This window comes from Microbulbifer sp. ABF4_107 (genome assembly GCF_056312215.1).
In genome coordinates, this window is sequence record NZ_CM149983.1 from 2,652,573 (window position 1) to 2,678,155 (window position 25,583).

The following is a 25,583-nucleotide window of genomic DNA, read 5'->3' on the forward strand; positions in this document are numbered from 1 at the left end:
TTTTCTCTTTCTATTTCAGCCCGGCTCATCGCCAGACCAGATCACAATATATTCTTCGTAGTCATCGGCCTGCACTTCTGTTTCGCTGATGACACTGTCGCGTACCGATATACCTGCCTTGTGCACCGACTCGGGATCACCACTTATCAGTGGGTGCCACTCGGGTAACCGGCCGCCGCTGGCGAGAATGCGGTATGCGCAGGTTGCCGGAAGCCAGGTAAAATCTGCCGCGCCCTGCGGCGTCAGCTGGATACAGTCCGGTACATGCTGCTTGCGATTGGAGTAATCCTTGCACTGACAGCTGTGGGTATCCAGCAGTTTGCAGGATACACAGGTGGTCGCGATTTCTCCGGAGTCCTCATCTTCCAGCCGATGCAGACAACAGCGTCCGCAACCGTCACACAGGGATTCCCACTCTTGCGCGGTCATCTCCTGTAAGGTTTTCCTCTGCCAGAAAGGCCGCTGACTAACCACGAGAAAGCTTGCTGTTCTGCGCGGCAATTGCCCGCATCTCATCGTCTACCACCGGCGGCATCTGCAGATAATAGCCCTGATCCTGCAACGCGTTGATGACCTTGTCCACATCCGCGCGCGCCAGTTTGCGCTCAGGGGTAATCAACAGGGTGGTGACGTGTACCGGCTTGCCGAACATTTCCTGCAACTTTTCGGGCACCCGCGCCATGCCTTCTTGCTTGAGTACGTAGAGGTACATTTCATCGTTCCGCGGGCTGCGGTAAATATCACAGATTTGTTTGCTCATCGTTTCAATTCTTTCAGTTCCTGCAGCAGTGGTTCGCCCACTACTGCGCGACGCCATCCCGTGAGGCGCCCTTCCAATTCCGGTTGCTGGGCCTGCACCAGGACTTCCAGCTCTTTTTTGCGCACCAGAATTTCCGCTGGCAGCCCCGCCGCTTCCGCAAGTTCGGTGACCTTTTTACGCAGCAGCTTGAGCACTTCGCCCTGCTCGCGGTTCAACGGCTGCTGCAGGCGCGCGGGAGGATCCTCGCGCTCGGCAGCGCGGGTGATAATCTCCAACAGGGTTTCGCCATAGCGCCGCAGTGTTTTTCCTTCCAGCCCGGGCTGTGCCAGTGTGGCAAGGTACTTCGGCATATTCTGCGCGAGCGCCATACACACATTTTCTTTCAGCAGGTGATTGCGCGGCATATTGCGCGCGCGCGCTTCCTGCTCTCGCCAGGCACACAGATCCTGCAATACGGCCAGCTGATTCTGGCGCAGGCGCCAGGCACCTTTCACCTTGAGGTAGTATTGTTCCGGCGGCTCTGGCCGGCGCGCCGCTTCCACCATCGCCGTGCAGTCTTCCCACAGCCAGTCCAGTCGATCCTGCTCGCGCAGTTGCTTGAGCAAAATACCGTAAACAAACGGCAGCCAGGCTACATCGAGCGCGGCGTAATTCTTCTGTGAATCACTCAAAGGACGCTGTAGCCAGTCTGAGCGGGTTTCGCTTTTTGGCAGATCAATCTGCAACAGTTGACTGACGGTGGCCGCATAGCCCAGACCCGCACCCATGCCGGTGATGGCAGCGGCGATCTGGGTATCGAAAATGGGATCAGGAATCGCGCCGAGCAGGCGGTCCAGGGTTTCCAGATCCTCACTACAGGAGTGCATGATTTTTACCACGCGGGTGTCCTGCAGTAATTCCTTCAGCGGCTCCAGGTTTTCAATCGCGAGATTGTCGATCAGGTAGCAGTGCTTGCCATCCCCTACCTGCACCAGAGCCGGTTGCGGATAGAAGGTGCGACTGCGCATAAATTCCGTATCCAGCGCCACCGCACTCTGGGTGCGCCAGCGGCTGCAAAGCTCAGCCAGTTGTGCATCGCTATCCACCCAGATGGGCGTGGTGTCTACAAGTTGCTTTTCCGAAGTATTGATAGAACTCACCTTTTTACAGCACCGTGCGGCTGTTGAATGCGTGGGCCAGGGTGCCGCCGTCGATGTATTCCAGCTCCCCACCAATGGGAACACCGTGGGCGATACGGCTGACTGCCACGCCCTTGGCGCGAGCGCGTTCAGCAATAAATTGCGCGGTGGCTTCGCCTTCCACGGTGGGGTTGGTGGCAATGATCAATTCGCGAATCCCGCAGCCTTCCTGCTCCTCGCCTTTTTCAGACAAGCGCTCACCCAGTACATCCAGCCCGATATCCGCGGGGCCAACGCCATCGATAGGCGACAGGTGACCGTGCAATACAAAGTACAGCCCGTGGTAATTACCGGCCTGTTCAATGGCGAGCACATCTGCCGGGGTTTCCACCACACACAGCATGGAATGATCGCGCCGGATGTTATTGCACAGGGCACAGACTTCCTGCTCGGTGAGTGTACGGCAGCGGCTGCAGCGGCCGACCTTTTCCACCGCCTGCTGCAGGGAGCTGGCGAGCAGACCGGCAGCATCGCGATCCTTTTCCAGCAGGTACATGGCCATACGCTGGGCCGACTTGGGGCCGACGCCCGGCAGACAGCGCAATGCGCGAATCAGGTCTTCAATCAGGGGACTGAACATAGTTTGCGTTCAAATGTAAAAAGGGCCCACGCAGGGCCCGGAAAAATTGTCAGGGACGAATACCACAGACGGGTCCACGGGTCCCATTCATCCGAACGGGAATTTGAAGCCTTCCGGCAGATTCATGCCGGCACCCAGATTACCCATCTGCTCTTTCTGCACTTTTTGCGCAGCCTCTTCCACCCGGCGCACGGTGTCGTTGACCGCAGCGGCGAGCAGGTCTTCCAGCATTTCCTTGTCTTCGCCCAGCAGGCTCGCATCGATATTCACGTCCACCACATCGTGGCGGCCGTTCATGGTGACCTTGATCATGCCCGCACCGGATTCACCGGTTACGCGCAAGTCGGTCAGCTCTTGCTGCACTTTCTCCATGCGCTCCTGCATGTCGGCCTGCATCTTCTGGGCCTGTTGCATCAAATCGCCGATACCTTTCATCATGGCAATTTCCTTAATCTCAAAATAGTTCTGCTTGGTTCTGAATCTCGATTCAGTAACGCGTTTTTTCGGGCTCACTTCATACCGGATATTCAACCCGGACTCTTAACCCAGGCTCTCACCCCAAGTATTCGACAGAGTCCGGTACCAGCTGTGCGCCTAGTTCACTCTGCAACTCCTGCACTACGGGGTCCTTGTTCAATGAATCCCGCGCGGAAAGCAGCTGGGCTTCGCGCGTTGCGGCGATCAGCTGTGCGGGGGTTCCGCCGTAAACATCACCCACCTGAATCTGAACGGTGACCGGCTGACCGAAAAAGTCACCCAGCACATCCGCTAGACGCCGCTGGTGGCCGTCGTCGTAGAGGCTGCTGCGCGTCTGATCCAGGGTAAAGGAAAGTATATTGTCCTGCCGCCCCAGTAACTCCAGGTTGGAGGCGATGGAATGCAGGATACCGGTCACCCCCATTTGTGGGTACATGGCCGGCCAGCTGCCCGGGGTCAACGCTTCCAGGCGCGCGGCAGGTACCGGGGCTTCCTGTGCAGGAGCCTGGGCCGGAGCGGGAGCCGGTGCCGCTTGCGGTGCGGGCTCGGCGAATTGTTGCGGCGGCGCAGCTTGCACTTCGGCCACTTGCTGACGCAGACGCTCGCGCATTTCGGCGCGATCATCCCGGGGCTCCACCGTGGCGGACTGAACCACCAGCTCTGGTTCTGGTTGCGGCTCTAATTCCGGTACTGCTGGTTCCGGTACTGCTGGCACCACTTCAGGAGCGGGCTTTTTTTCAATGTCCGCTGCCACCTCGCCGGTTTGAGGAGCCGTTTGAGGAGTTAGTTGCGGCTCGTCATCCCAGGGGGGCGCATCGTCTACTGGCGGGGCCGGCTGCATTTCCGGCTCGGGTCGCACCTCGTGTTCTGCTCGTTGTTGCGCTGGCGGTTGCTGCACCGGAGATTGTTGTCCGGAGGGCTGCTGCTCGGGCGCTGCAGGCCGCGGTTGTTCCACCGCAGGTTGCGTTCCTACCGGCTGGGCTTCGACCACCGGTTGCGTTGCCGCACTCTGTTCTACCGGAGCAGCTTGTGGTGACGGTGCAGCCTGCGCCGACGCACCGGCCCCCGCCAGCGGCGCCGTGGGAATATGGGCGACCCCCTGAGGTTTGAACGCAAGCATGCGCAGCAGCGCCATTTCAAAACCACCGCGGGGGTCCGGCGCCAGCGGCAGGTCCCGGCGCGCAAGCAGCGCCATCTGATAAAACAGCTGAACGTTTTCCCCGGCCATGGAGGCGGCATGGTGTTGCAGAAGTTCCGCATCACCGAGGGCATTGTCGATGGATTCTGGCAATACCTGTGCAATGGCAATGCGGTGCAGGATGGACGCCAGCTCCGCCAGGGCCGCGCTATAGTCCGGTGCCTGCTCAGACAGCTCCCCTACCGCGTCAAACAGTGCGGACGGGTTCTCGTCGGCCAGGGCCTGCACCAGCTTCCACACCAGGGTGCTGTCCAGAGTACCCAGCATGGCCCGCACTTCCGCCTCGCTGATCTTGCCGCCGCCAAAGGCGATGGCCTGGTCGGTGAGGCTCATGGCATCGCGCATACTGCCATCAGCGGCACGGCCGAGGTGCCAGAGGGCCTGCTCGTCAAACGGTACCAGTTCTTTTTCCAGTACAAAGCGCAGGTGCTCGACCACCCGCTCCGGGCTCATATTCTTGAGATTGAACTGCAGGCAGCGGGACAATACGGTCACCGGCAGTTTTTGCGGGTCCGTGGTGGCCAGCAGAAATTTGACGTGGGGCGGAGGCTCTTCCAGGGTTTTCAGCAGCGCGTTGAACGAGCTGTTGGAGAGCATGTGCACCTCATCGATCAGGTACACCTTGTAGCGGCCGCGGGTCGGCGCGTACTGCACGTTCTCCAGCAGCTCGCGGGTGTCTTCTACCTTGGTGCGAGAGGCAGCATCCACCTCGATCAGGTCGACAAAGCGGCCATCGGCGATTTCCGTGCACACAGAACACTGGCCGCAGGGCTCGGAGCTCACACCGGTCTCACAGTTCAGGCACTTGGCGAGAATCCGCGCTATGGTGGTTTTACCCACACCGCGAGTACCGGCAAACAGGTAGGCGTGGTGCAGACGGTTGTTGTCCAGGGCGTTGATCAGAGCCTGGAGCACGTGCTCCTGCCCGACCATTTCCCGGAACAACCGCGGCCGCCACTTTCGCGCCAGTACTTGATAACTCATTCGTTCTCCGCAGTGGCAACTGCCATGAAGGTGCCACGATATGATGATTGGTCACGGGCCAGATGTGGCTGGCCCGTCGCAAAACTCGAAAAGTCGGCCATTATACCGGCATCGGTGCTCAGGAGTAGAGATACGCCAGCGGTCATGAAATTCCACCTTTCAGCGCGAGTAGGCACAATGTTTGAAGACAAGTTGACAGGTTCAGTCATCTTATCGTGTCAAAACGACCACTCGTCGATTGCTGTGTCGCTGTGTTATAACTGGCGATGCCCGCCTTATAACAAACACAACGAGCGCAGTACGGGGATCCCACCAACCAATGAGTAAAGCCCGGAAGTCACTTCTGGAGAAGCTGTTTGCCGATCATGGCCAGGCACTGGTGCGGTTTATCGCACGCATCGTGCGCAGCAACGAGGATGCGGAGGATATTGCCCAGCATGCCTATCTGCGCCTGCAAAAACTCAGCGACGAAAAAGATCTCGAGAATCCCAGGGCTTACCTGTTCCAGATCGCCAACAACCTGGCGGTAGACCAGCTGCGTCGCGGCAAGCTGCACATTGAATACGTCAGCCAGCAATTGCCTCCAGAAGGAGCCACCCCTGGCGATGATGATCACGGCTATCACCAGTCCCCTGAGCGCGTCCTCGCTGCCCGACAACAGTTGCAGGCCATTCACCAGGCCATGGACAGCCTGCCGCTGAAGTGCCGTCAAGCGTTCCTGCTACACCGTAGCCGCGGCCTCTCCTACGCTGAAATCGCCCACGAGATGAACATTTCCGTGAGCAGTGTTGAGAAATACATCCTGCAGGCACTCAAGGTCTGCCGCCAGAAAGTCGGAACTCCCGCGTAACGCGCCACCTTCCTAACGAACTATTGGATGGCCTCCCCGCACATCGCCACTCGCCGCAGAAACCTGACAGCCAGGCGCACTTCTGTTGCCTCGCGAACCACCTTTGAACAAGCTTGGCGCATTGCTGGCCAGAGGTGCACCGCAGTGCAGCAAAAAACCTGAAAAAGAATTGAGGGGGGAGGCCAGTCGATCGTCTTAATTGTGAGTGGCAGCATCCGTACAAAAAAGAACGGAAACCACATAGATAATGTGCTAAATTTTGCGAACTTTTATTGCATAAATTGCGCAGGACGAACAGAAGCGTTGATTTGAACGCCCTTGAATAGCACCATATTGGTGCAGACAGGCGTAAATGGTTCTAGAGATTCACCATTTAATCAAAAGACAACTCTGACAGGCAGCTCGATAGGTTATCGGAAAACAAGGTGTTAGTGCGGTGAATCCTCAGGAAGTACAAGACGTACCAATGGAAGACAGGCTCGATCAGGCGTGCGCCTGGATTGCGCGCCTGCGTTCCGACGCGATCAGCGATGCTGACCGCCGCGCTTTTGCCGCCTGGATGTCTGATTCCACCGCCAACCGTCAGGCGTTTGACGAGATGACCGAGCTGTGGGGCGACCTTGGCGCCCTGTCACATATGCCCCTGGATGAGCTCTATCCGGAAAGTGTGCCCAGCAGCAACCATTGCACCACCTCCCGGCCGGCAACCCCCGCCGCCTCCCGTGAAGACACAACCGACACCGCCGCATGGAATCTGCCTCAATGGTTGTTCGGCGGCAGCGCCGTTGCCGCCTGCCTGGCCGTCGCCCTCTGGGTTGGCAATGAGTGGCTGCAACAATCACCGGTCCAGCAACAGATATATGCCACAGCGGTGGGCGAAACCCGCACAGTGTCCCTGGCTGATGGCTCCGAGGTTCAGCTGAACACAAACTCTGAACTGATCGTCAAGTTCAGTCGCGATGAGCGCCGCACCCAGTTACTGCGCGGCGAAGCCTATTTTGATGTTGCACGCCAGACGTCCCGCCCATTCACCGTAGCGGCGGGCGAGGCCAAGATTCGTGTACTGGGTACTCAGTTCAACGTTGAGCGGAATCCCGGCAACACCCGCGTCTCCGTCACCGGGGGCACCGTCGCGGTAAGTGAGGCCCGTACTGCCAGTGGCTTGCAGCCGGAAAGCGTCAAGCTGACCCGCAACCAGAAAGTCAGTGTGTCCAACAGCGGCCTCTCCGATGTGGGCCACACCTCGGCAGACGAGGCCCTGGACTGGACCCGCGGCCAGCTGGTCTTCGACCGCACCCCGCTCGACGAAGCCCTTGAAGAACTCAACCGCTACCTGAAAGTCCCCGCTGCTGCCGCGCCCAATGTAGGGGAGCAAACACTCTCTGGCACCTTCGAGCTGGCAGACCCGGAAAGCACCCTGGCAGCGATCGCTGCAGCTCTCGATCTGGATCAGGATCAGAGCGACCCCAACCTGACTCTCTTGTCACCCAAGCGTAACTAAGATATAACTCTCGCCCCGGGTAACCGTACTTTTTTTAGCCAAAAGCTGGTCGGTTACCCACACCACAAAACGAACGAGAAATTGGCTGTGCTTTCCGGTTGCTGATCGTGCCGGGCATGGGTGGGATGAGAGAATTGAACAACCGGCATTGGGCAACACTGTCACTGACAGGGCTGATGTTACTCGCTCAGAGTAGTAGTGCCGCCTGCCCGAAATCCGGTGTTCAGGTTCCTTCCGGCAGCCTGGCTCGCGCGCTCATTTCTCTCGGTCGCCAGTGTCGGGTCTCCCTGGTGGTGCAGGCCGACAGCGCCGCCTCTATTCAGATTCCCCAGCTACACCTTGAAACACCAGACGGCAGCATTGCCCCGGCCCTGCACCAGCTGCTGGAACGGTCCGACCTGACCTTCAGGCATACCGGTACCAATGCCGTCGCTATTGTGGCGAAAAAAGAAGAACCCGAGCAAAACGCGACGGACAGCGCGCTACTGCCCGAGGACGAAGTGATCGTAACGGGACGCAGCCTGACCGGCAGTCACCTGCGCCACCTGAAACTCGACAGCTACGCTCCGATTGACGTCCTCGCACAGCCGGAGCTCGAGATTACCGGCGCCCAGACCATATCGGAGCTATTGAAATTCCTGCCCGCGGTATCGGGTAACTCTACCAGCACGTCGGTCACCAACGGCGGAAACGGCACGGCCACCGTCACCCTGCGTGGCCTCCCGGCGAGCAACACCCTGGTACTAATCAATGGCCGACGCATCGTCAGCAATGGCTTTGGCGGTGAAGCCGCAGACCTGAATACCATTCCGCTCTCAGCCGTGGATCGGATCGAAGTGCTGAAAGATGGCGCTTCCGCCGTCTACGGCTCCGACGCCATCGCCGGCGTAGTGAATATTATTTTGCGCCGGGATTTCGACGGTCTCTCGATAAACACCTATTTCGGGCAGGCAGAGCGTGGCGATCAGGAAACCAGCTCCTACAGTCTCACCTGGGGCGGAGGCAATGAAGATACCCACCTGATGCTCAGCCTTGCGGACTACCGCCAGGGTGGAATCCTCAGCCGCGACCGCAATCTTTCCGCCTCCGCGGACAACCGCCCCCGGGGCGGCACCGACCTGCGCTCCTCGGCGTCCCCGCAGGGCTATATTGCCCTGTCCGACAGTGTGGTCGCCAATGCCGCCGATGGCTATAGAGCCTGGACGCCGGAAGACCTGTACAACTTTCGCGAACACACCTCTGCACGCGTGCCCTCGGAGCGCCAATCTATATATATTGCAGTCAATCACCGGCTGAATGAAGAAACCCTGGGATTTGCGGAGTTAATGACGGTGCGTACCCGCTCCGAATCCACACTTGCTCCGACACCCGTCTTTACCCGGTTTGACAATGGCGACCTGGCCATTGCCAGCGACAATATATACAACCCGTTTGGCGAAGAGATCACCGACGTGCGCAAGCGAGTGCTGGAGCTTGGCCCCAGGGTTCAGTACAACGGCACCGATACTTACCGCCTGAATACCGGCTTTAAAGGACTGATGGATGACTGGCAGTGGGAGCTTACCGCAGCGACCCACTACACTCGCGCCAAAGAAACCCTGACAAACCTGATAGACCCCCATCACCTCTCCCTAGGGCTAAAAGGCCCGAGCACCTGCACGGAAAGCGTGGGTTGCACGCCGGTCAACCTGCTCGGACTAACCGGCAGTATCGACCAGGCCCAGCTGGACTATATTCGCAGCGCCAACCATGTGGACGGCGCCAGCCGGATGGCCTCAATTACCTATATTGCCGACGGCCCTCTGGGCCAAAATTCCGCGGGCGATATCCTTGCCGCTGCGGGTGTAGAGCTGCGAAGGGAAGCCATTGACTTTACTTCGACGGATGCCGACGGATTCTCCTTGATCGGTGGTGTAGCATCGGGCGCGGCACAGGGTCAACGGCTCATAGGCGAGGCCTTCGCTGAAATCTCTCTGCCATTAAAAGCCGAGCGCTTGTGGCTTGATGGCGCGATCCGTTACTCCGACTACAGCGATTTTGGCAATACCGCCAATCCGAAGCTGGCCCTGCGATGGCGCCCGTTGCCAACCCTGCTGGTACGCGCCAGTTACGCGACCGGGTTCAAGGCACCAACGCTGGTGGACATGAACCAGACCGGATACCAGAGCCAGGAGTTTCTGTTCGACCCCTGCACCAATAGCAATGCGGAGAGCCTACCCGGCTGCAGTGGCCGCGCGGATCAGGCGCGAATCCAGTACCTCACCGAATTCGGCGGCAACCCGGAGCTACAACCAGAGACCTCTGACAACCGGTCTCTGGGTATTGTGTGGACGCCCGGGGACTTCACCGGTTTCCATGCCAGCCTGGACCTGTACGACATCCGTCAAAACGACGTCATAGACACCAGTCCGCAATACCTGATCAATGAAAACGCAAACAATGGCCTGTTTGCCGATCGCGTACAGAGAGATGAGCGCGGCGATATCACCCGCGTCGTTGCAACTCGCCTCAATATCGGCGCCAGGGAAGTCCGCGGCGTCGACGCCACGCTGCGCTACCAGCACCAATCAAAAGAGCTCGGTTTGATTCGCTGGTCCATGAACAGCAGCCATATGGTGCGCTACCTGAACCAGCTGGCCCCCGGAAGCCCCGTTGAAGACCTGGCCGGCACCTTTGCCGACTCTGCCAGCGGGGGCGCTGGCTCCCTGCCCCAATGGAAAGCCAACACCGGTCTCTACTGGCAGCGCGGGCGCTGGGAAAGCGGTTACACCATCCACTACGTCAGCAACCTGGTGGAAAGTTTTACGCTCAACGATGCGACTGTGAGCCGCGACATCCCCAGCTGGGCCACACACGATTTGCAGGTGGCTTACGCTGTACCAACCGGGTTTCGATTTGCCATCGGTATCGACAACCTGACGGACAAGGCCCCACCATTTGCAGCGTCGGCTTTTAACGACAACTTTGATGCCCGCACCTACGAATTGACCGGGCGCTACTGGTACGCCACCTTCAGCTTTAACATGTGAAGCAGCGCGTGCCATTTTATTTCACCCCCCCTGAAATTTCCCTCTATTCTGATCCCTGAACATCTTCCGCCCGACACCACGGCGCACACCTCCTGTTTGTTTGCCCATTGTTTTTGAAGCGCACTTCATACGCGCCCTTTAAAAACCAGCGCACACACTGTTCGTTTTTTGCCCCGCTTTTGACGTCACAATTGGCGAAAACGTACCAAAGGCGCAATTTCATTCACGAAAATCCTTGAACTTGAAAAAATTGTTCTAGGGTTGTTAGCAAGCCTCTTGTTGATAGATGTATGTAGTTGTCAGGGAGGGCATGGCCAATTCGGCGAACATCACCGGTATCAGGAGAGGTATACCATGGACAAAACCCGTCTTTCTCGGGCAATCAAGGGCGCGATCGCAGCTGCCGCCGTTACATCCAGCTTTTCTACCGTTTCTATTGCTCAGGATGCACAGGCGCAGGTTGAGGAAATTGTTGTAACCGGTTCTCGCATTCAGCGTGCGACGGACGCCAATAGCGCCACGCCAATCAGCGTGTTTGATGCAGCCCAACTGGAGCAGTCAGGTCAGACAACACTGGAAGACTTCCTGCAAAATATTCCTTCAATGACTGGTGGCCAACTGGGTTCCTCGGTCAACAACGGCAGTGGCGGTCTCGCCACGGTCTCTCTGCGCGGCCTCGGCTCTTCCCGCACCCTGATTTTGATGAATGGACGCCGCCTCAGCTCCTCCGGTGGCGCCACCGGCGTGGTAGACCTTAACACCATCCCCACCTCGGTAATTGAGCGTGTGGAAATTCTGCGTGACGGCGCGTCAACCATTTACGGGTCAGATGCCATCGCAGGTGTTATCAACATCATCACCAAGAAAGGATTTGAGGGCGCCGAGCTAACATTCGATTACGGATCGTCCACACACGGCGATGGTGACGAGTATCTGGCAGCAATGACCATCGGCACCGGCAACGATAAAGGCCATGTGATGCTGAACGCGCAGTACACAAAGCGCGATGATATCTGGCAAGGCGACCGTCGATTCTCAGCGTGTCCGCTGGGAGAGTCGGGCGGCAATGTCGTGTGCGGCGGTAGCCCTACCACTATTCCTGCGCGCTTCTCACCGACCGCGGACGACCGCCAGCTGATCGTGGACCCGGTCACCGGTAATGTGCGTAACTTCAACTCCACCACCGATGGATACAACTTTGCCGCAGCCAGTTACCTGACTACGCCGCAAAAAGTTGCCTCCATCTATGGCTACGGTACCTACGAGCTATACGACTGGAAAGACGTTACCGACATTAACGCCTTTACCGAACTGTCTTTCGTAAACCGTCGCTCTGACCAGCTGATGGCTGCTGAAGGTACCTTCTGGGGACCAGAAGTACCGGTGACCAACCCCTACAACCCGATCGGGGAACCGGTAAATATTGGTCGCCGCCTGGAAGAAACCGGCGGACGCTCTTTCTCACAGGATCTGAACACCTGGCGTGGCGTTGTCGGCCTTGAAGGGGAGTTCTGCAACGAGTGGACCTGGGATCTCTCCTACAACTACTCTCGCTGGGTAGACACTCAAATTGATCGCGGCCGCGGCAATACCGTGCGCTTCGAGAATCTGCTGGATCCCGTCGCCTGTGCTGCCGACCCTGACTGTGCTGCTGCCGTGGGCGCCACTGGCGTGACTGCCTGGAATCCATTCGCCGCAGGCACTCTGACCGATGAAATGCAAAACTACGCCCTGGTGACCAACTCCCCAGTTGAGCGCTCTTCACTGCGCAGCTTACAGGCCAACCTTGTAGGTGACTTTGGAGACTGGGCTCTGACAGGTGAAGCACCCGCTTGGGCCGTCGGCTATGAGCATCGCGCTGAGCGCACTGAAATCGTACCGGATGGCGCAGCGGAAATTGGCCAAATTTACTTCGTTAACGGAGACGCCTGGGGTGGCAACTACAGCGTGGATGAATTCTACGGTGAGGTACGCGTACCTGTATTAGAAGGTCGCCCTTGGGCTGAAATCCTCGCTTTCGAAGCCTCTTTCCGCTACTCCGATTACAACACCATCGGTAGTGATACCACTTATGGTGCCGTTATTGAATATGCACCACTGGATGAGCTTCGCTTCCGCGGCACCTACTCCCAAGGTTTCCGAGCTCCCGGTTTGGATGACCTCTACCTGACCCCAACTGTGTCAGCTGAGACATACGCAGACCCCTGTAACGGCTGGGACAGCAGCTTTAACCCGAACGTTCAGGCAAACTGCGCCGCGGACGGTATCGCACCGGGTACCCCGATCGTCTCTCCGCAAGCGACCGGCCTGTTCGGCGGCAACCCGGACCTGGAAGCTGAGAAATCTGATAGCTGGACTCTGGGCATGGTGTGGACACCATCCTGGACAGACAACATGGGCTTCACCGTTGATTACTTCAACATCAACATTGACGATGCCATCGGCACCCTGACAACCAACACCATTGTGCAGGGATGTTACGAAAGCGCTGGATTCAGCTCTCCATTGTGTGACCTGATCACCGGTGCAGCGGCGGTCGGCAGCAGCCCGTCTCCCACCAGCCCATACCGCGCGAACGACAACACCATCGCCGGCCAGCTGCTGAACAGCCAGAACGTCGCCAAATTCGAAACCTCCGGTGTCGATTTGGGCTTCGACTACAGCATGGATGTAGGTCCCGGCGTAGTAAGTGTCAACCTTTCTGCCACTTATCTACACGAGTGGAAATACCGCGGCAGCTCGGAAGACCCGACCATTGACCTCGCCGGTTACTTCGGTGCGGACCCGGTAACCACCGCCATTGTTGCCTTCCCGGAATGGAAGTTCTACGGAACCGTGGGTTACGAGTACGACTGCTGGAGCGCTTTCACTACCGTGCGCATGCTGGGCGAAGTGGATGATATCGACCCATCTCCTGCAGCCCTGGCGACTCACATTGATACCACCTGGTATCAGGACATGAACTTCAATTACTTCCGCTGGGAGAATGTCACCCTGACCGGCGGCATCCGTAACATGTGGAATCAGCAGCCCCCTTATGTCACCAACTACGATGACATGAACACCCTGATGAGAAGCTATGACACCGTCGGCCGCTTCTTCTACGGAAGTGTGACGCTGCAGTTCTAAGCCTTTAAAACCTCTCTTGAAAGCCCTGCCTCGCGCAGGGCTTTTTTTTGCCTGCTACTGTACCTACCCCGCATTTAACGCCCGCCCCGCAATTTTCAGACGAACGTCCCCAAAAAAGCCCAGCATGACTAACGTGACTTTTATCCATTCATGCGGTTTTTTTATTTTTTTTTGAGGGAACTTATCCCTGATCCGTTAAATACACGTTGGGAAGGAAATGACCACTTGGGGGTAGTCATTTCCGCACACGCCAATCCTTGGCAACACACTATAAATCCAACGATCAAGAGAGGATTTACAATGAAAAAGAACCTTCTGTCCGTAGCAGTAGCCGCTACGATCATGGTTCCTGCCCTGCCTGCATTCGCACAAGAAGATGCGCAAATGGTAGAAGAAGTGGTCGTTACCGGTTCTCGTATCGAGCGCGCCAATGACGTAAGCGTAAGCCCGGTAACTTCTGTTAGCGCAGAAGATCTGAAAGCAACTGGTGTGGTTCGCGTTGAAGACCTGATCAACGACCTGCCTCAGGTAGCAGCAACCCAAACCGCTGGCCAAGCCAACGGCTCCACTGGTACTGCAACCGTTTCTCTTCGCGGCCTCGGCTCACAGCGCACCCTCGTACTCATCGACGGTCGCCGTATGCCTGCAGGCTCTCCGCTGGCTGGTGGTTCTGGCGCCGACCTTAACCAGATCCCCGGTGCTCTGGTTGAACGCGTAGAAGTTCTGACTGGTGGCTCTTCCGCGACCTATGGCTCTGATGCAATTGCAGGTGTTGTGAACTTCATCATGATGGATGACTTTGAAGGCGTTCGCTTCGAGTCTCAAACCAGCGTGTACCAGCACAACAACAACAACAGCGACATGCAGGACCTGGTAACCTCCAATGGCTTTGACGTAGCCGACGGCAGCGTTACCGATGGCGAAACCAATGACTTCTCCATGATCATCGGTGCCAACCTGGACGGCGGTCGCGGCAACGTAACTGCTTACGCTAACTACCGTAAAATTGACGCAGTACTGCAGGCCGACCGCGACTACAGTGGTTGTGCGGTTTCCGGCAGCCCGGACTCTTTCGGTTGCGGCGGTTCCTCCACTGTACCCTGGGGTCGTTTCACCGACTTCGGTTTGAACAAAGGTGATACCACTGAAGGGTTCGACTACAGCGTTGATGGCGACGGCTTCACTGACTTCAGCCGCCTGTACAACTACGGCCCGCTGAACTACTTCCAGCGTCCGGACGAGCGCTGGACCATGGGCGCCTTCGGTCACTACGAAATCAATGAGAATGCAGAAGCCTACACCCAGGTAATGTACGCAGATGACCGCACCGTTGCGCAGATCGCTCCTTCTGGTGCCTTCTTCGTAACCAACGATCTGTTCTGTGGCAACCCATTCCTGTCTGACGAACAGTACGACGCAATCTGTGGCGTTTATGGCCTGGGCAAAGACCAGTTCGTAAGTGATCTTGAGGTTGTAAACACCGATCCGGATACTGGCGAAGTTACCACTACTCCGGGTGCTGTCTACATCGGTCGTCGTAATGTTGAAGGCGGTCCTCGTCAAGATGATATGCGCCACACCACCTTCCGCGGTGTGTTCGGTGTTCGCGGTGATATCAACGAGAACTGGGCTTACGATGTTTACGGCCAGTACTCTGAAGTTAGCCTTGAGCAAACTTACCTGAACGACATGTCCACCACTCGCATCCGTCGCGCACTAGACGTTCGTTCAGATGTCGATGGCAATCCGGTTTGTCAATCCGTACTGGACGGCTCCGATCCGAACTGTGTGCCGTGGAATATCTTCCAGGAAGGTGGCGTAACTCAGGAAGCTATCGATTACCTGGTATTACCTCTGTTCGCCCGCGGTACCACCGATCAGGAAATCGTTTCTGGATACGTAACTGGCGACCTGACTGACTACGGCGTAAAGCTGCCGACAGCTGACACCGGTGTGGCGATCGTTGCAGGTCTCGAAAGCCGCCGTGAATCCCTGAACTACTCCCCCGATTCTGGCTTCCAGAATGGTGAAGGTGCAGGTCAAGGTGGTCCGACCCTGCCAGTAGACGGTAAGCTTTCCGTAAAAGAAATCTTCACCGAAGCCAATATCCCGCTGCTGAGCGGTATGGCGGGCGCTGAGTACCTGGGTTTGGAATTAGCTTACCGCTACTCCGACTACTCCACCGATGTGCAGACCGACACTTACAAAGTGGCTGCTGACTGGCAACCGACTAGCGATCTGAAAGTTCGCGCGAGCTTCCAGTCCGCAGTACGTCACGCGAATATCCGTGAACTGTACCGCGCTCAGTCTATCGGCCTGTTCGACATGACTTACGACCCATGTGGCTCTCGCACCGATGACGATGGCGTTGTAATCGGCCCAGAGTACAGCGAAGCACAGTGTGCCAACACTGGCACCACTTCCACTACTTACGGTGGCAACTTCGATTCCCCGGCTGGCCAGTACAACTATGTTGGCGGTGGTAACCCGGACCTGGCACCGGAAGAGTCAGAAACCGTATCTTTCGGTATCGTATACTCTCCTGAATTTGTTGAAGGCCTGACCGTTAGCGCTGACTATTTCAACATCCAGGTAACCGAAGCCATCGCAGGTATCAACCCTGAAACCGTATTGCGTCGCTGTGCGGAAACCGGTAACGCCCTGTTCTGTGACGCAGTAAGCCGTGGTGCAAACGGCAACCTGTGGATCGGCTCTGCCGGCATCACCGCTACCGATGTGAACATCGGCTTCTTCGAAACCGAAGGTGTTGATATCAATGCTAACTACGGCTTTGATGTTGGTGCTTACGGCTCCATCGATATGAACTACATCGCTACTTACTTGACCAAGTGGGACCAGCAAGAGTTCGTTGGTGAGCCGATCGAAAGCTGTGCCGGAAACTGGAACAGCTCCTGTGGCACCCCGACTCCCGAGTACGTAAGCACCCTGCGCACCACCTGGGCAACCCCCTGGAACGTCGACGTAACAGGTAGCTGGCGTTACATCGGCGAAGTTACTGACCTCGGCAGTAACGGCGCTGACTTCGACGCGATCAGCTACTTCGATCTCGCCGCAGCCTGGTCTGCCACTGACAACGTCACTGTTCGCAGCGGTATCAGCAACGTGCTGGATGAAGAGCCGCCGCTGACTGCTGACGCTGGCGCTGGCATCTACGGTAACGGCAACACCTTCCCTGGCGTTTATGACGCTCTGGGTCGCTATGCCTTCCTGGGTGTTTCTGTAGACTTCTAATTCTTACGAATTAGGCAAAAATAAAGGCGCGGTGGGAAACCACCGCGCCTTTTTACTATCTGTGTCCAGTCCTGAAACTACGCCACAATCATGGCAACCGACAGAGAAAGTAGGACTATTGATTGCCCTGCAAATATTTATTTAGCACGGAAATATATGACTGGTAATTTTTGAAGCGACCTATTGAACCGGTATGCAAAGCATTCCTAACCTGCCAAACGCTGGCAGTTTTGACATAGTTATTGCGCTGCTGAAAATCCAGGCAACCCTCTTCCCAGGCAACTTCAAGAAAATCAAACATCCTTCGGACCTCTTTCTCCGGAGACATCACCAGACTTTCATACCCTACCTCCAAAATACTGTCGGGAAACAAACTCTGCCAGTGATGCATCAGCCTCTCCTGCTCTACAAAAAAATGTCCAATCGCATCAAGGTCAGCGGAGTAGTTCATCCCCCCACCTAGTTGCTGAAAGTACACCGAGAGGCAGTTATCCAGAAGTCCCCTTCTTGTCCAGACAAAGCGAGCATTAGGCAACACACGCTTGATCAACCCCACATGCAAAAAATTATCTGGCCGCTTGTCTGTGACAATTGTTCCATCCGCAAATCGATCTGAAAGAAAATCGCGATAGTCCTCCCCTGCTTTTCGGTAAAAACCTGCATCAAGATTTTCGAGCTTAGCTGGGTAGCGATCCCCCAACCCTGCAACCAGATGCGGAAAAAAATCCAGCTCTCCCCCGGATGTTATTTCAGAATGCCCACTTAGCACCTGCTCAACCAGTGTGGATCCGGAGCGAAACATACCGCAGATAAATATCGGTGCGAGATTCGATTTGTAACCAGCAACCTGGGTCATATCACCAGAAAAAGAACTTATCAGGCTATCAACATACTGTGATTGTATGTCTTTGCGATAAGGCGTAAACCTGGACCTCCCCAACCTGTTCGCTTCTGAATAGGAGGAAAATGCTCTCTCATACTCACCACAGTCATCCAACAGCTTTCCAAGTGAAAAATTCAACTCTTCGACTTCAGACCTGGATAATCGACTGTTTTTCAGCATAGTAAAAATACTTTGAATCAGTGGTTCATCCGGGTGCTTTGCGGAGGTGAGATAGGCCAAGCGACAAATTGCCAATACGCATTTTCCATCTACAGCCAATGCTTTTTCATACAGGGCGGTAGCCGCCTTATGATCACCAGACTCTTCAAATAGTGCGGCGAGGTTCAAGATAGCTGGTAAGTAGCCGTCGCGAATTTCCAGCGCCCTGCGGTAACAATCGCGCGCTTCAGACTCTCGCCGTAATTCAGACAGGATTACCCCCATATTGGTGTAAACCTCTTCTTTACCCGAAACCCCCATCTCCAAGGATTTTCGATACCACGTCAGCGCCTCATGAAGCCTTCCAACCTGTTTCAATAAATACGCCAAGTTGTACACGGAATTGGGGCGATCAGGCACCCTACCCAGGAACATTTGATAACCGAATATCGCCTTCTCAAGATCCCCACGGGATTGCGCATACTGAGCTAATTGATGCCACCACTCAGGAGTATCACCAAAGAAATGCGCCATTTCTTCCAGACACGACATCGCCTGCTTCGGCTTATTCTGCTGCACATAAAACTGGAACAACTCGCGATACACCGCATCTTCTGAGCCAGAGCCAGAGAGCAACTTTCGATACAGCTTTTCCGCTTCATCAAATTTCTTACTTTCGGCGAGCACCCTTGCCTCACGCAGACGCTCTCGGATATGTGCTGGCACACTCATAACTTCAAGACCCAGGAGTCAAATTAAAATTTAGAAAACTAACTGCCACTATTTCACACCTCCCAAACGGAAAAAAGGCACCTTGGCTTACCAGTCGATAGCCAAAGCGCCTTCCGCAAACAACACCATTATGGATAGAGAAACAGACTCTCGCGCTACTAGTAATTGGTAGGTTTACTGCGCGTGTCTTCTTCCAGCATTTTCTTGGTTTCGTAGGCCATGCGGTCCCACTCTTCCTGAGTCATACAGGTTTTTTGCTTGAATCGAGATCCAGTAATGGCTCGCACTTTACAAATTTTTTCTTCTTCTGTAGCGGCAAGGCCTTTTGAAGCAGAGCCGTTCTGGTTAGCAGCAGGCGCCTTTTCACCAGTTCCTGACGCACACCCGGCCAGGATCCCCACCCCCAACAAAACACAAAAAATCATCTTCAGTTTCATATCAGTGCCCTACTTAATTATCAAATTCCTTTCTACCTGCCTCTGGGACAGGACCACATATTACCGTTGTGGAAATTGTATATCCACAGCGGGCCGTCGATGTGATACGGCCCCTCGTCTCAATAAAGAAGGTAAAGGAACTACTATTTCACTTTTTCAGCAAGAATGGACCAGGCCAGAGGTGCCGAGCAATCTGGTGCACTAAGCGATTCCGCGACGTGCAACTGAAAGCCTTCGGAAATCAACCCGCTCTTCAACGACTCAAACTGCTCAATGCCTAATGCGGACTGACACATGGAGTGCATGCGCTCCGCATAGCTCTCCAGCTCGCAGACAGCCTGACGAAGCCAGGCGTCGACTTCACACAGCTCAAAAGCCGGCAGGTTTGAATGTATATGGTCCACATCCAGATACAGCTTTCGAACGACTCCAGCCGCAACTTGATTCCCGAATTTCGCCATGATTCGCTCCATATGGCGAAATGCCGGAATCAACCTTTGTGAAACTCGCTCATACTCAGATCGCTCCCCCCCCTCAGCACATTGAATGCGAGAGGGAACATATCAATGGCCCCCTGTAAAAAGCCACTTTTCTGAACCTCCCGCAGAGCCAAATAGTTGTGATAACACTCGCCATATATGGCGCCACCCCTGTGATGCAAAAGCAATGCGAGCCGCCCCTGCGGCCTAATCAGGCTGTGCAGCCCGGTTACAGCATCAAGACCTGCATACTCAATACCGAATTGGCTCACAACAATATCCGCACAGCTCTCCGCAAGGGGCAGTGCCAAACCATTGGCCACAACCCCGGTTACGGCCGGCCGGCGATTCTTTACTGCTTTTACAGCGCCGTATGACAAATCAACACACACACTGTCGCAGCACGCTTCATCCACAATCGAAAACAAATGTTCAAAAACCGCACCACTACCGCTGGCGACATCAATAATTCGCAGCCTAGGCGACACACTTTTTGCACTCAGACGCGCATCACTAAAAAATCTGTGCCAAAATTGACTAATGGCCGGATGGTCTGTCCCACCAAGCTCACAGACCTGTTTATCACCCGCCTGCTGCCAGTAGGACTGCCAGCTCGAGGCTGAGCTCGTACTCATATTGCCTTAACTCCCTGCTTTTATCTTTTGACCTGTAGCGCTGCCGGGTATGGCAGGGAAAGTCATAAGATTTTAGAAGGTAACCCTGTTAAGACGAACAAAGCCGGTTTTTCCACAATCATTCAGCTATACCGCCATCATGGACACATTAACCGCCTTCTTAACTCTCCTCTTCGTAATGGACCCACTGGGCAACATCCCGGTATTCCTCGCCGCTCTGAAGAATGTCCCGCCCAAGCGGCAACTCTATGTGATTATGCGCGAACTGATTTTCGCCCTGATTGTGCTGCTGGTATTCCTTTATGGCGGCCGGTTCGTTTTGGCATGGCTGGGGCTCTCCCAAGAGGCCATTCGGATTGCTGGGGCGATTATTCTTTTCCTGATCGCAATTCGAATGGTTTTCCCCATCGAGGGGGGCATCATGGGAGAGCGGCTGGAGGGGGAGCCCTTCTTTGTACCACTCGCCGTGCCGCTGGTAGCAGGGCCGTCCACCATGGCAATTCTTATGCTGATGACAAACAGCGAAGGGGAACAACTGTGGGACTGGACTCTGGCGCTGCTTGGGGCCTGGGCGGTATCCGCGGTGATTCTGCTAGCGTCGTCACCACTCGCCCGCCTGCTGGGGAATCGCGGATTGATCGCGGTAGAGCGCCTGATGGGTATGGTACTGGTAATGCTGGCCGTGCAGCTCTTCCTGGATGGTATCAAGCAAAGCCTGGCTTAACCCCCTCAGTTGCGAGGCGTTGACCACCCTGCGCCTCGCAACCACAGACCCCGCACGGACTTGTCCACGCAGACCCACCGCGAAAACTGACACCCACTGAATAAATTTACTTTCGCAGAATTAATTATCGAGCCAAATTGATTTAAAGAAATATACCTCTGCGAACGAATGAAAAGTCCCATCACCACTCAATTTTTAACCAACCCCCTTCGATCGCGCAAAAATTAAACAACCCTGACAACCCGATCGATAGTTATGCATGTCCTAAATTTAACTGAAATTTAATAAATTCTAATAAATAATTTCAAATTATCAGGACGCCAACACTTCTTAACGTTCACCATTTATCCAGTGTGATCAATAAAGACGCAGAATCCACGATAGGCATCTGATACCCTTATGTCAGGTTAGTTCCACAAATCTATTTCATCCTTTAAAGTCAGCGCGCACTCGAATTACAACAAACCAATAAAAGTGCCTCTAAATACATAAAGGATGCATTTATGATCAAGACCAAGTTGAGTATCGCTATTGCAGCACTCGGCACCATCGCCGCTACCGGTGTTTCCGCTCAGGAAAACGTGCCTGGTCCAGCTGTTGAAGAAGTCATCGTTACCGGTTCCCGTATTGCACGTGATCCGCTGTCTACTACCGGCCCGATTACTATCGTTGATTCCGAAGCGATCAGCCGCTCCGGCGTTGGCACCATCGACGAGCTGCTGAACCAGCTGCCGTCCATGGGTACCACCGGTATCAATGCAAACGACAACAACGGCGGCCAGGGTCTGGCATTCGTTGATCTGCGCAACCTCGGCTCTGCCCGCACCCTGGTACTGGTAAATGGCCGTCGTTTCGTCTCTTCCGCTTCCGGCGTTAGCTCTGCGGTAGATATGAACAACATCCCGGTTGATATGATCGACCGTATCGAAGTGCTGACCGACGGTGCTTCTGCCGTATACGGTGCTGACGCGGTTGCCGGTGTGATCAACGTGGTCATGAAGGACTCCTTCGACGGCGTTCGCATCAATGCACGCGCTGGTGCGACCAAGCACGGTGGCGGTGAGAACGGCGACCTGTCCATCACCTTCGGTAGCGAAGGCGAGCGCGGTAGCTTCATTGCCAACATCAGCCACGCACAGCGCGACGAAATCACCTACAACGATCGCGACTGGGCTGGCCTGACCAGTTCCATGGGTCCGAACGGTAATATCTTCACCAACTACGGCAGCTTCAGCATCGGTGAAGATGGCGTGACTCTGGGCGACTACGCTGGTTACGACATCGGCCAGCACATGTGGCTGTCTGGCGCCATGGAACGTACTTCCGCTACCGCGTCCGGTAAATTCTCCATTACCGACAGCGTAGAGCTGTGGGGTGAAGCGAGCTTCACCACCAAAACCAGCAACCAGCAGCTGGCTGCACAGCCTCTGTATGCGGGTAACGGTTTTGACCTGGATCCGGAAACTCACCTGCCTGAGGCCATCAAGTCTCAGCTGGACGAAGCATGGCAAGCAGCCGATAACGCTTACCAGATCGAAGTAGCTGCCTATGAAGCTGCTAAAGCTGAGTGGGAAGCCCAGGGCAGCCCAGAAGGACTGGAGCCAACTGCACCGGAAGCCTCTCACGGCACCGACTGGGTTGACGGCTTCTCCGATTTCCGTATTCGCCCGGTATCTGGCGGTACCCGCTCTTACGAGCAGACCACCGACACCTACCGTCTGGCTACCGGCCTGAACGGTGACTTCTCCAACGGTTGGAGCTGGGACTCCTTCGTAAGCTACGGCAAGAACGAAGGCGAAAACGTCATCCTGAACTCTTACAACAAAACCAAGTTGGAAGAAATCTTCAGCGGTGAAGCTGGCCTGGACTACGATTTCGCTGGCGGTATGAGCCCCGAAATCATGGACTACTTCCGCTACGACGATTACGAAGACAACTCTTATGAGCTGCTGAACGTTGGCGCATCTCTGTCTGGCGACATCAACGCTATTGAATTCCAGGGCGGCGCTCTGGGCTTTGCAGCGGGCGTTGAATACCGTGAAGAGTCCGGTGAGTTTAACCCGTCTGTACAAACTCAAAGTGGCGACACTTTCGGTAACCAGCAAGACGCTACCGGCGGTGAGTACGACGTAACCGAGGTGTTTGCAGAATTCAATCTGCCGATCCTGCAAGGCGCGCGCTTCGCAGAAGAGCTGACTGCAGACGTAGCGGTTCGCTACTCTGACTTCAGCACCTTCGGTGGCCAGAGCACTGGTAAAGTTGGCCTGGTTTACGCACCGGTTGAAGATGTGCGTTTCCGTACCAGCTACTCCACTTCTTTCCGTGCACCGGGTATCTACGAGTTGTTCAGTGGCTCCGCTCAGAGCTACGAGTACCTGATCGACCCGTGCGACACCAGCGAAGCAAACAAAGACGGCCAGGGTGGAAACTGTGGCATGGTTGGCGCAGGCTTCACTCAGTCCGGCAACCAGGTACCGACCAACATTGGCGGTAACGAAGAGCTGACCCCGGAAGAAGCGGAAACTTTCACTGCCGGTATCGTTTGGACCCCGAGCTTCGTAGACGACCTGTCTATTACTCTGGACTACTACGACATCAGCATCGAAGACGCGATCACCTCTCCGGATCTGCAGCGCATCCTGGATGATTGCTTCCGTGACGGTGTTGCGAGCGCTTGTTCCTTCGTAACCCGCGGCGCGGGCGACCAAATCGTATCCCTGGAAGGTGCGAAGATGAACATCGGTCAGATCGACACCCGTGGTGTTGACGTCGACATCGTTCAAAACCTGCACTTCGACGCTGGCCGTCTGGGCCTGCGTGCACAGGCTTCCCGCCTGCTGGAGTACAACGAATTCAACGAGCAGTCCGGCACCGAGTCTGACTACCTGGAATACGTTGGTACCACCGGTGGTCTGTACGTGAAATGGCGCGGCCTGGCCAGCGCGACCTGGTACGGCAACGACTGGGATCTGGGTGCTGAAATGCAGTACTTCGACGACGGTGAAAGCCCCTACCTGCCGGTTAAGTCCATCACTTACCTGAACCTGCGTGCAGGCTGGGACATCAACGAAGGCACTCGCCTGTCCGCTGGTATTGATAACGTATCCGACAAGGATCCGCACACTACCTCCGGCAGCGACTGGAACAGCTTCTACGACTTCCAGGGCCGCTACTTCTGGGCTGGTGCTTCTTACCAGTTCTAAGTTGCGGACCTGACGTTGTAGACGTTCAGTCAACAAAAAAGGGGGATGCCAATGGCATCCCCCTTTTTTATTCACCGTGACTACTTAGCAAATAATTTAGCTTCCTGTTGTACGCACGTTGGGTTCCCGGATTATCCGCCAGCGAGAATGCCTCAGAAAAATACTCTTTCGAGTTGTCCACTTCGCCCAATTTGAAACTGGTCAACCCCATCAAAAAATGAAACCGGTGATCATCCTCGTATTGCCAGATAGCACGCTTTAACTGCTTCTTTGCGCTTTTATAATCACCATGCTCATACGCGTTGCGCGCCTGATAATAAAGGTAGTAGGGGTTGCGTTCGCGATGGAAGCGGGCCTTTTCGGCATAGTGATCGGCCAGGTCGAACTTACTCTGCTTGCGATACAAGCGTTCCAGATTACTCATGGCAATGGTATGGCTGCTTTTCAGCTGCAATGCATGCAGGTAGCTCTGTTCTGCGGCAGCAAACTCCCGATTGCGACTATATAGAGCTCCGAGGTTTGCCCACAGGTCCGCGTCTCCTGGCCTCAGGTCCAGCGCCTTACGCAAATAGCGGAACGCATCGATCATTTGCTCCTGCTGCATCAGCTCCAGGCCGCGATTGCTGTAGTACTGTGCAAAAGCTTCGTTATCCGACAGTTTCCGCTGGTCGTAGATGGGGTCATAGGCCTCGAGATTGAAATCCACCACGCGGCGGCCGCGGGGAGTCTCGCTCACCATATTGATATGGCGGTACACCACAAAGGTCTGCGACTCCTCATGGCCCCACACCGGAGGGACTTCGACCTGATTGAAGTAGGCATCCGCGCCCAGCTCCCTCGCCATGGAAACCATCATCACCGTAAAGGCCATGCAGTTGCCCACCTGCTGGCGGTAGGTCTCACCGGCGGTCAACGTCTGATCCGCCTGATAGCGAACAGTGAAGTCTCGACTCTCGAATCCATTCAGCAATGCTCGCAAACGCTGCTGGGGGCTCGCATCCGGCGCTACCCGGGCGAGGTACGCTCGCATTTCAGGGGATAGACCGAGAATATCGTCTTCCGGCAGCTCAACCTGTGACAGGGGCTGCTCAAACAGCGCCTGTCCCGAGAGCAGCCAGCCCACATCGACAGGCTCAGACATATCCGAAGGATTTGCGGCACAGCCGGCCAGTAACACAGCAACGATTGCGCTGCAGGCGGCGATCCGCCTGGGCTGGAAGCGCCCGGGGTTAGCAGGTTGTGACCGTTTGATTTCTGGCAGTCCAGAATTTTCCGGGGTTTTCATGGTTATTCTCCCCATAACGTGTTCTGAATCCCTGATTTTCCACAATTCTTGTCGCGTAGGAATACCTTTCGCAGGTTCATTTCCTGTTTCACCTGTAACCATTCGCCA

18 protein-coding genes are annotated in these 25,583 nt (G+C 55.6%); 7 read left to right on the forward strand and 11 right to left on the reverse strand.

Going from position 1 to position 25,583, the window contains the following annotated elements; genetic code table 11:
- Window positions 1-15 precede the first annotated feature (15 nt).
- The 6 genes from ACYX4K_RS10955 to dnaX form a co-directional block, all read right to left on the reverse strand.
- A complete protein-coding gene (locus ACYX4K_RS10955; protein WP_475092089.1) occupies window positions 16-516 on the reverse strand; it encodes a YcgN family cysteine cluster protein in 501 nt (166 codons plus the stop codon).
- Complete coding sequence (locus ACYX4K_RS10960; RefSeq protein ID WP_475092088.1) at window positions 467-760, reverse strand: YcgL domain-containing protein; 294 nt, start codon at window positions 758-760, stop codon at window positions 467-469. The genes ACYX4K_RS10955 and ACYX4K_RS10960 overlap by 50 nt, the downstream gene beginning before the upstream one ends.
- Entirely contained in the window at window positions 757-1,899 is a 1,143-nt protein-coding gene (gene rnd / locus ACYX4K_RS10965) for a ribonuclease D (RefSeq protein ID WP_475092087.1), read from the reverse strand. Before rnd ends, ACYX4K_RS10960 begins: the two co-directional genes overlap by 4 nt.
- 4 nt (window positions 1,900-1,903) lie before the next feature.
- Complete coding sequence (recR, locus tag ACYX4K_RS10970; RefSeq protein ID WP_475092086.1) at window positions 1,904-2,518, reverse strand: recombination mediator RecR; 615 nt, start codon at window positions 2,516-2,518, stop codon at window positions 1,904-1,906.
- 87 nt (window positions 2,519-2,605) lie between these two features.
- On the reverse strand, window positions 2,606-2,953 hold the full coding sequence (locus ACYX4K_RS10975; RefSeq protein ID WP_475093929.1) for a YbaB/EbfC family nucleoid-associated protein: 348 nt from the start codon (window positions 2,951-2,953) through the stop codon (window positions 2,606-2,608).
- Between the two features lie 118 nt (window positions 2,954-3,071).
- A complete protein-coding gene (dnaX, locus tag ACYX4K_RS10980; RefSeq protein WP_475092085.1) occupies window positions 3,072-5,177 on the reverse strand; it encodes a DNA polymerase III subunit gamma/tau in 2,106 nt (701 codons plus the stop codon).
- Window positions 5,178-5,496: 319 nt separating this feature from the next.
- On the opposite strand from dnaX, the gene ACYX4K_RS10985 reads away from it, so the two are divergent.
- The 5 genes from ACYX4K_RS10985 to ACYX4K_RS11005 all read left to right on the forward strand — a co-directional run bounded on the left by ACYX4K_RS10985 (window position 5,497) and on the right by ACYX4K_RS11005 (window position 16,938).
- Window positions 5,497-6,027, forward strand: a complete 531-nt coding sequence (locus ACYX4K_RS10985) for an RNA polymerase sigma factor (RefSeq protein ID WP_475092084.1) — start codon at window positions 5,497-5,499, stop codon at window positions 6,025-6,027.
- Between the two features lie 466 nt (window positions 6,028-6,493).
- A complete protein-coding gene (locus ACYX4K_RS10990; protein ID WP_475092083.1) occupies window positions 6,494-7,528 on the forward strand; it encodes a FecR family protein in 1,035 nt (344 codons plus the stop codon).
- Window positions 7,529-7,662: 134 nt separating this feature from the next.
- Window positions 7,663-10,557 carry a TonB-dependent receptor gene (locus ACYX4K_RS10995; protein WP_475092082.1) on the forward strand — a complete coding sequence of 965 codons (2,895 nt, stop codon included), beginning with the start codon at window positions 7,663-7,665 and terminating at the stop codon, window positions 10,555-10,557.
- Window positions 10,558-10,911: 354 nt separating this feature from the next.
- A complete protein-coding gene (locus tag ACYX4K_RS11000; RefSeq protein ID WP_475092081.1) occupies window positions 10,912-13,686 on the forward strand; it encodes a TonB-dependent receptor plug domain-containing protein in 2,775 nt (924 codons plus the stop codon).
- A 300-nt stretch (window positions 13,687-13,986) separates the two neighbouring features.
- Window positions 13,987-16,938 carry a TonB-dependent receptor plug domain-containing protein gene (locus ACYX4K_RS11005; RefSeq protein ID WP_475092080.1) on the forward strand — a complete coding sequence of 984 codons (2,952 nt, stop codon included), beginning with the start codon at window positions 13,987-13,989 and terminating at the stop codon, window positions 16,936-16,938.
- Window positions 16,939-17,053: 115 nt separating this feature from the next.
- Here ACYX4K_RS11005 and ACYX4K_RS11010 read toward each other — a convergent pair whose 3' ends face one another.
- The 4 genes from ACYX4K_RS11010 to ACYX4K_RS11025 form a co-directional block, all read right to left on the reverse strand.
- Entirely contained in the window at window positions 17,054-18,712 is a 1,659-nt protein-coding gene (locus tag ACYX4K_RS11010) for a tetratricopeptide repeat-containing sulfotransferase family protein (RefSeq protein WP_475092079.1), read from the reverse strand.
- 158 nt (window positions 18,713-18,870) lie between these two features.
- Entirely contained in the window at window positions 18,871-19,149 is a 279-nt protein-coding gene (locus tag ACYX4K_RS11015; RefSeq protein WP_475092078.1) for a hypothetical protein, read from the reverse strand.
- 143 nt (window positions 19,150-19,292) lie between these two features.
- A complete protein-coding gene (locus ACYX4K_RS11020; protein WP_475092077.1) occupies window positions 19,293-19,610 on the reverse strand; it encodes a hypothetical protein in 318 nt (105 codons plus the stop codon).
- Between the two features lie 29 nt (window positions 19,611-19,639).
- Window positions 19,640-20,263, reverse strand: a complete 624-nt coding sequence (locus ACYX4K_RS11025) for a class I SAM-dependent methyltransferase (RefSeq protein WP_475092076.1) — start codon at window positions 20,261-20,263, stop codon at window positions 19,640-19,642.
- Window positions 20,264-20,402: 139 nt separating this feature from the next.
- On the opposite strand from ACYX4K_RS11025, the gene ACYX4K_RS11030 reads away from it, so the two are divergent.
- On the forward strand, window positions 20,403-20,987 hold the full coding sequence (locus ACYX4K_RS11030) for a MarC family protein (protein WP_255873261.1): 585 nt from the start codon (window positions 20,403-20,405) through the stop codon (window positions 20,985-20,987).
- A 503-nt stretch (window positions 20,988-21,490) separates the two neighbouring features.
- The gene (locus tag ACYX4K_RS11035; RefSeq protein WP_475092075.1) at window positions 21,491-24,190 is read left to right on the forward strand and encodes a TonB-dependent receptor plug domain-containing protein; all 2,700 of its coding nucleotides are present in this window, start codon (window positions 21,491-21,493) and stop codon (window positions 24,188-24,190) included.
- 67 nt (window positions 24,191-24,257) lie between these two features.
- On the opposite strand, the gene ACYX4K_RS11040 is transcribed toward ACYX4K_RS11035, so the two are convergent.
- Window positions 24,258-25,475, reverse strand: coding sequence for a tetratricopeptide repeat protein (locus ACYX4K_RS11040; protein ID WP_476178694.1), 1,218 nt, complete (start codon window positions 25,473-25,475; stop codon window positions 24,258-24,260).
- Window positions 25,476-25,583 lie beyond the last annotated feature (108 nt).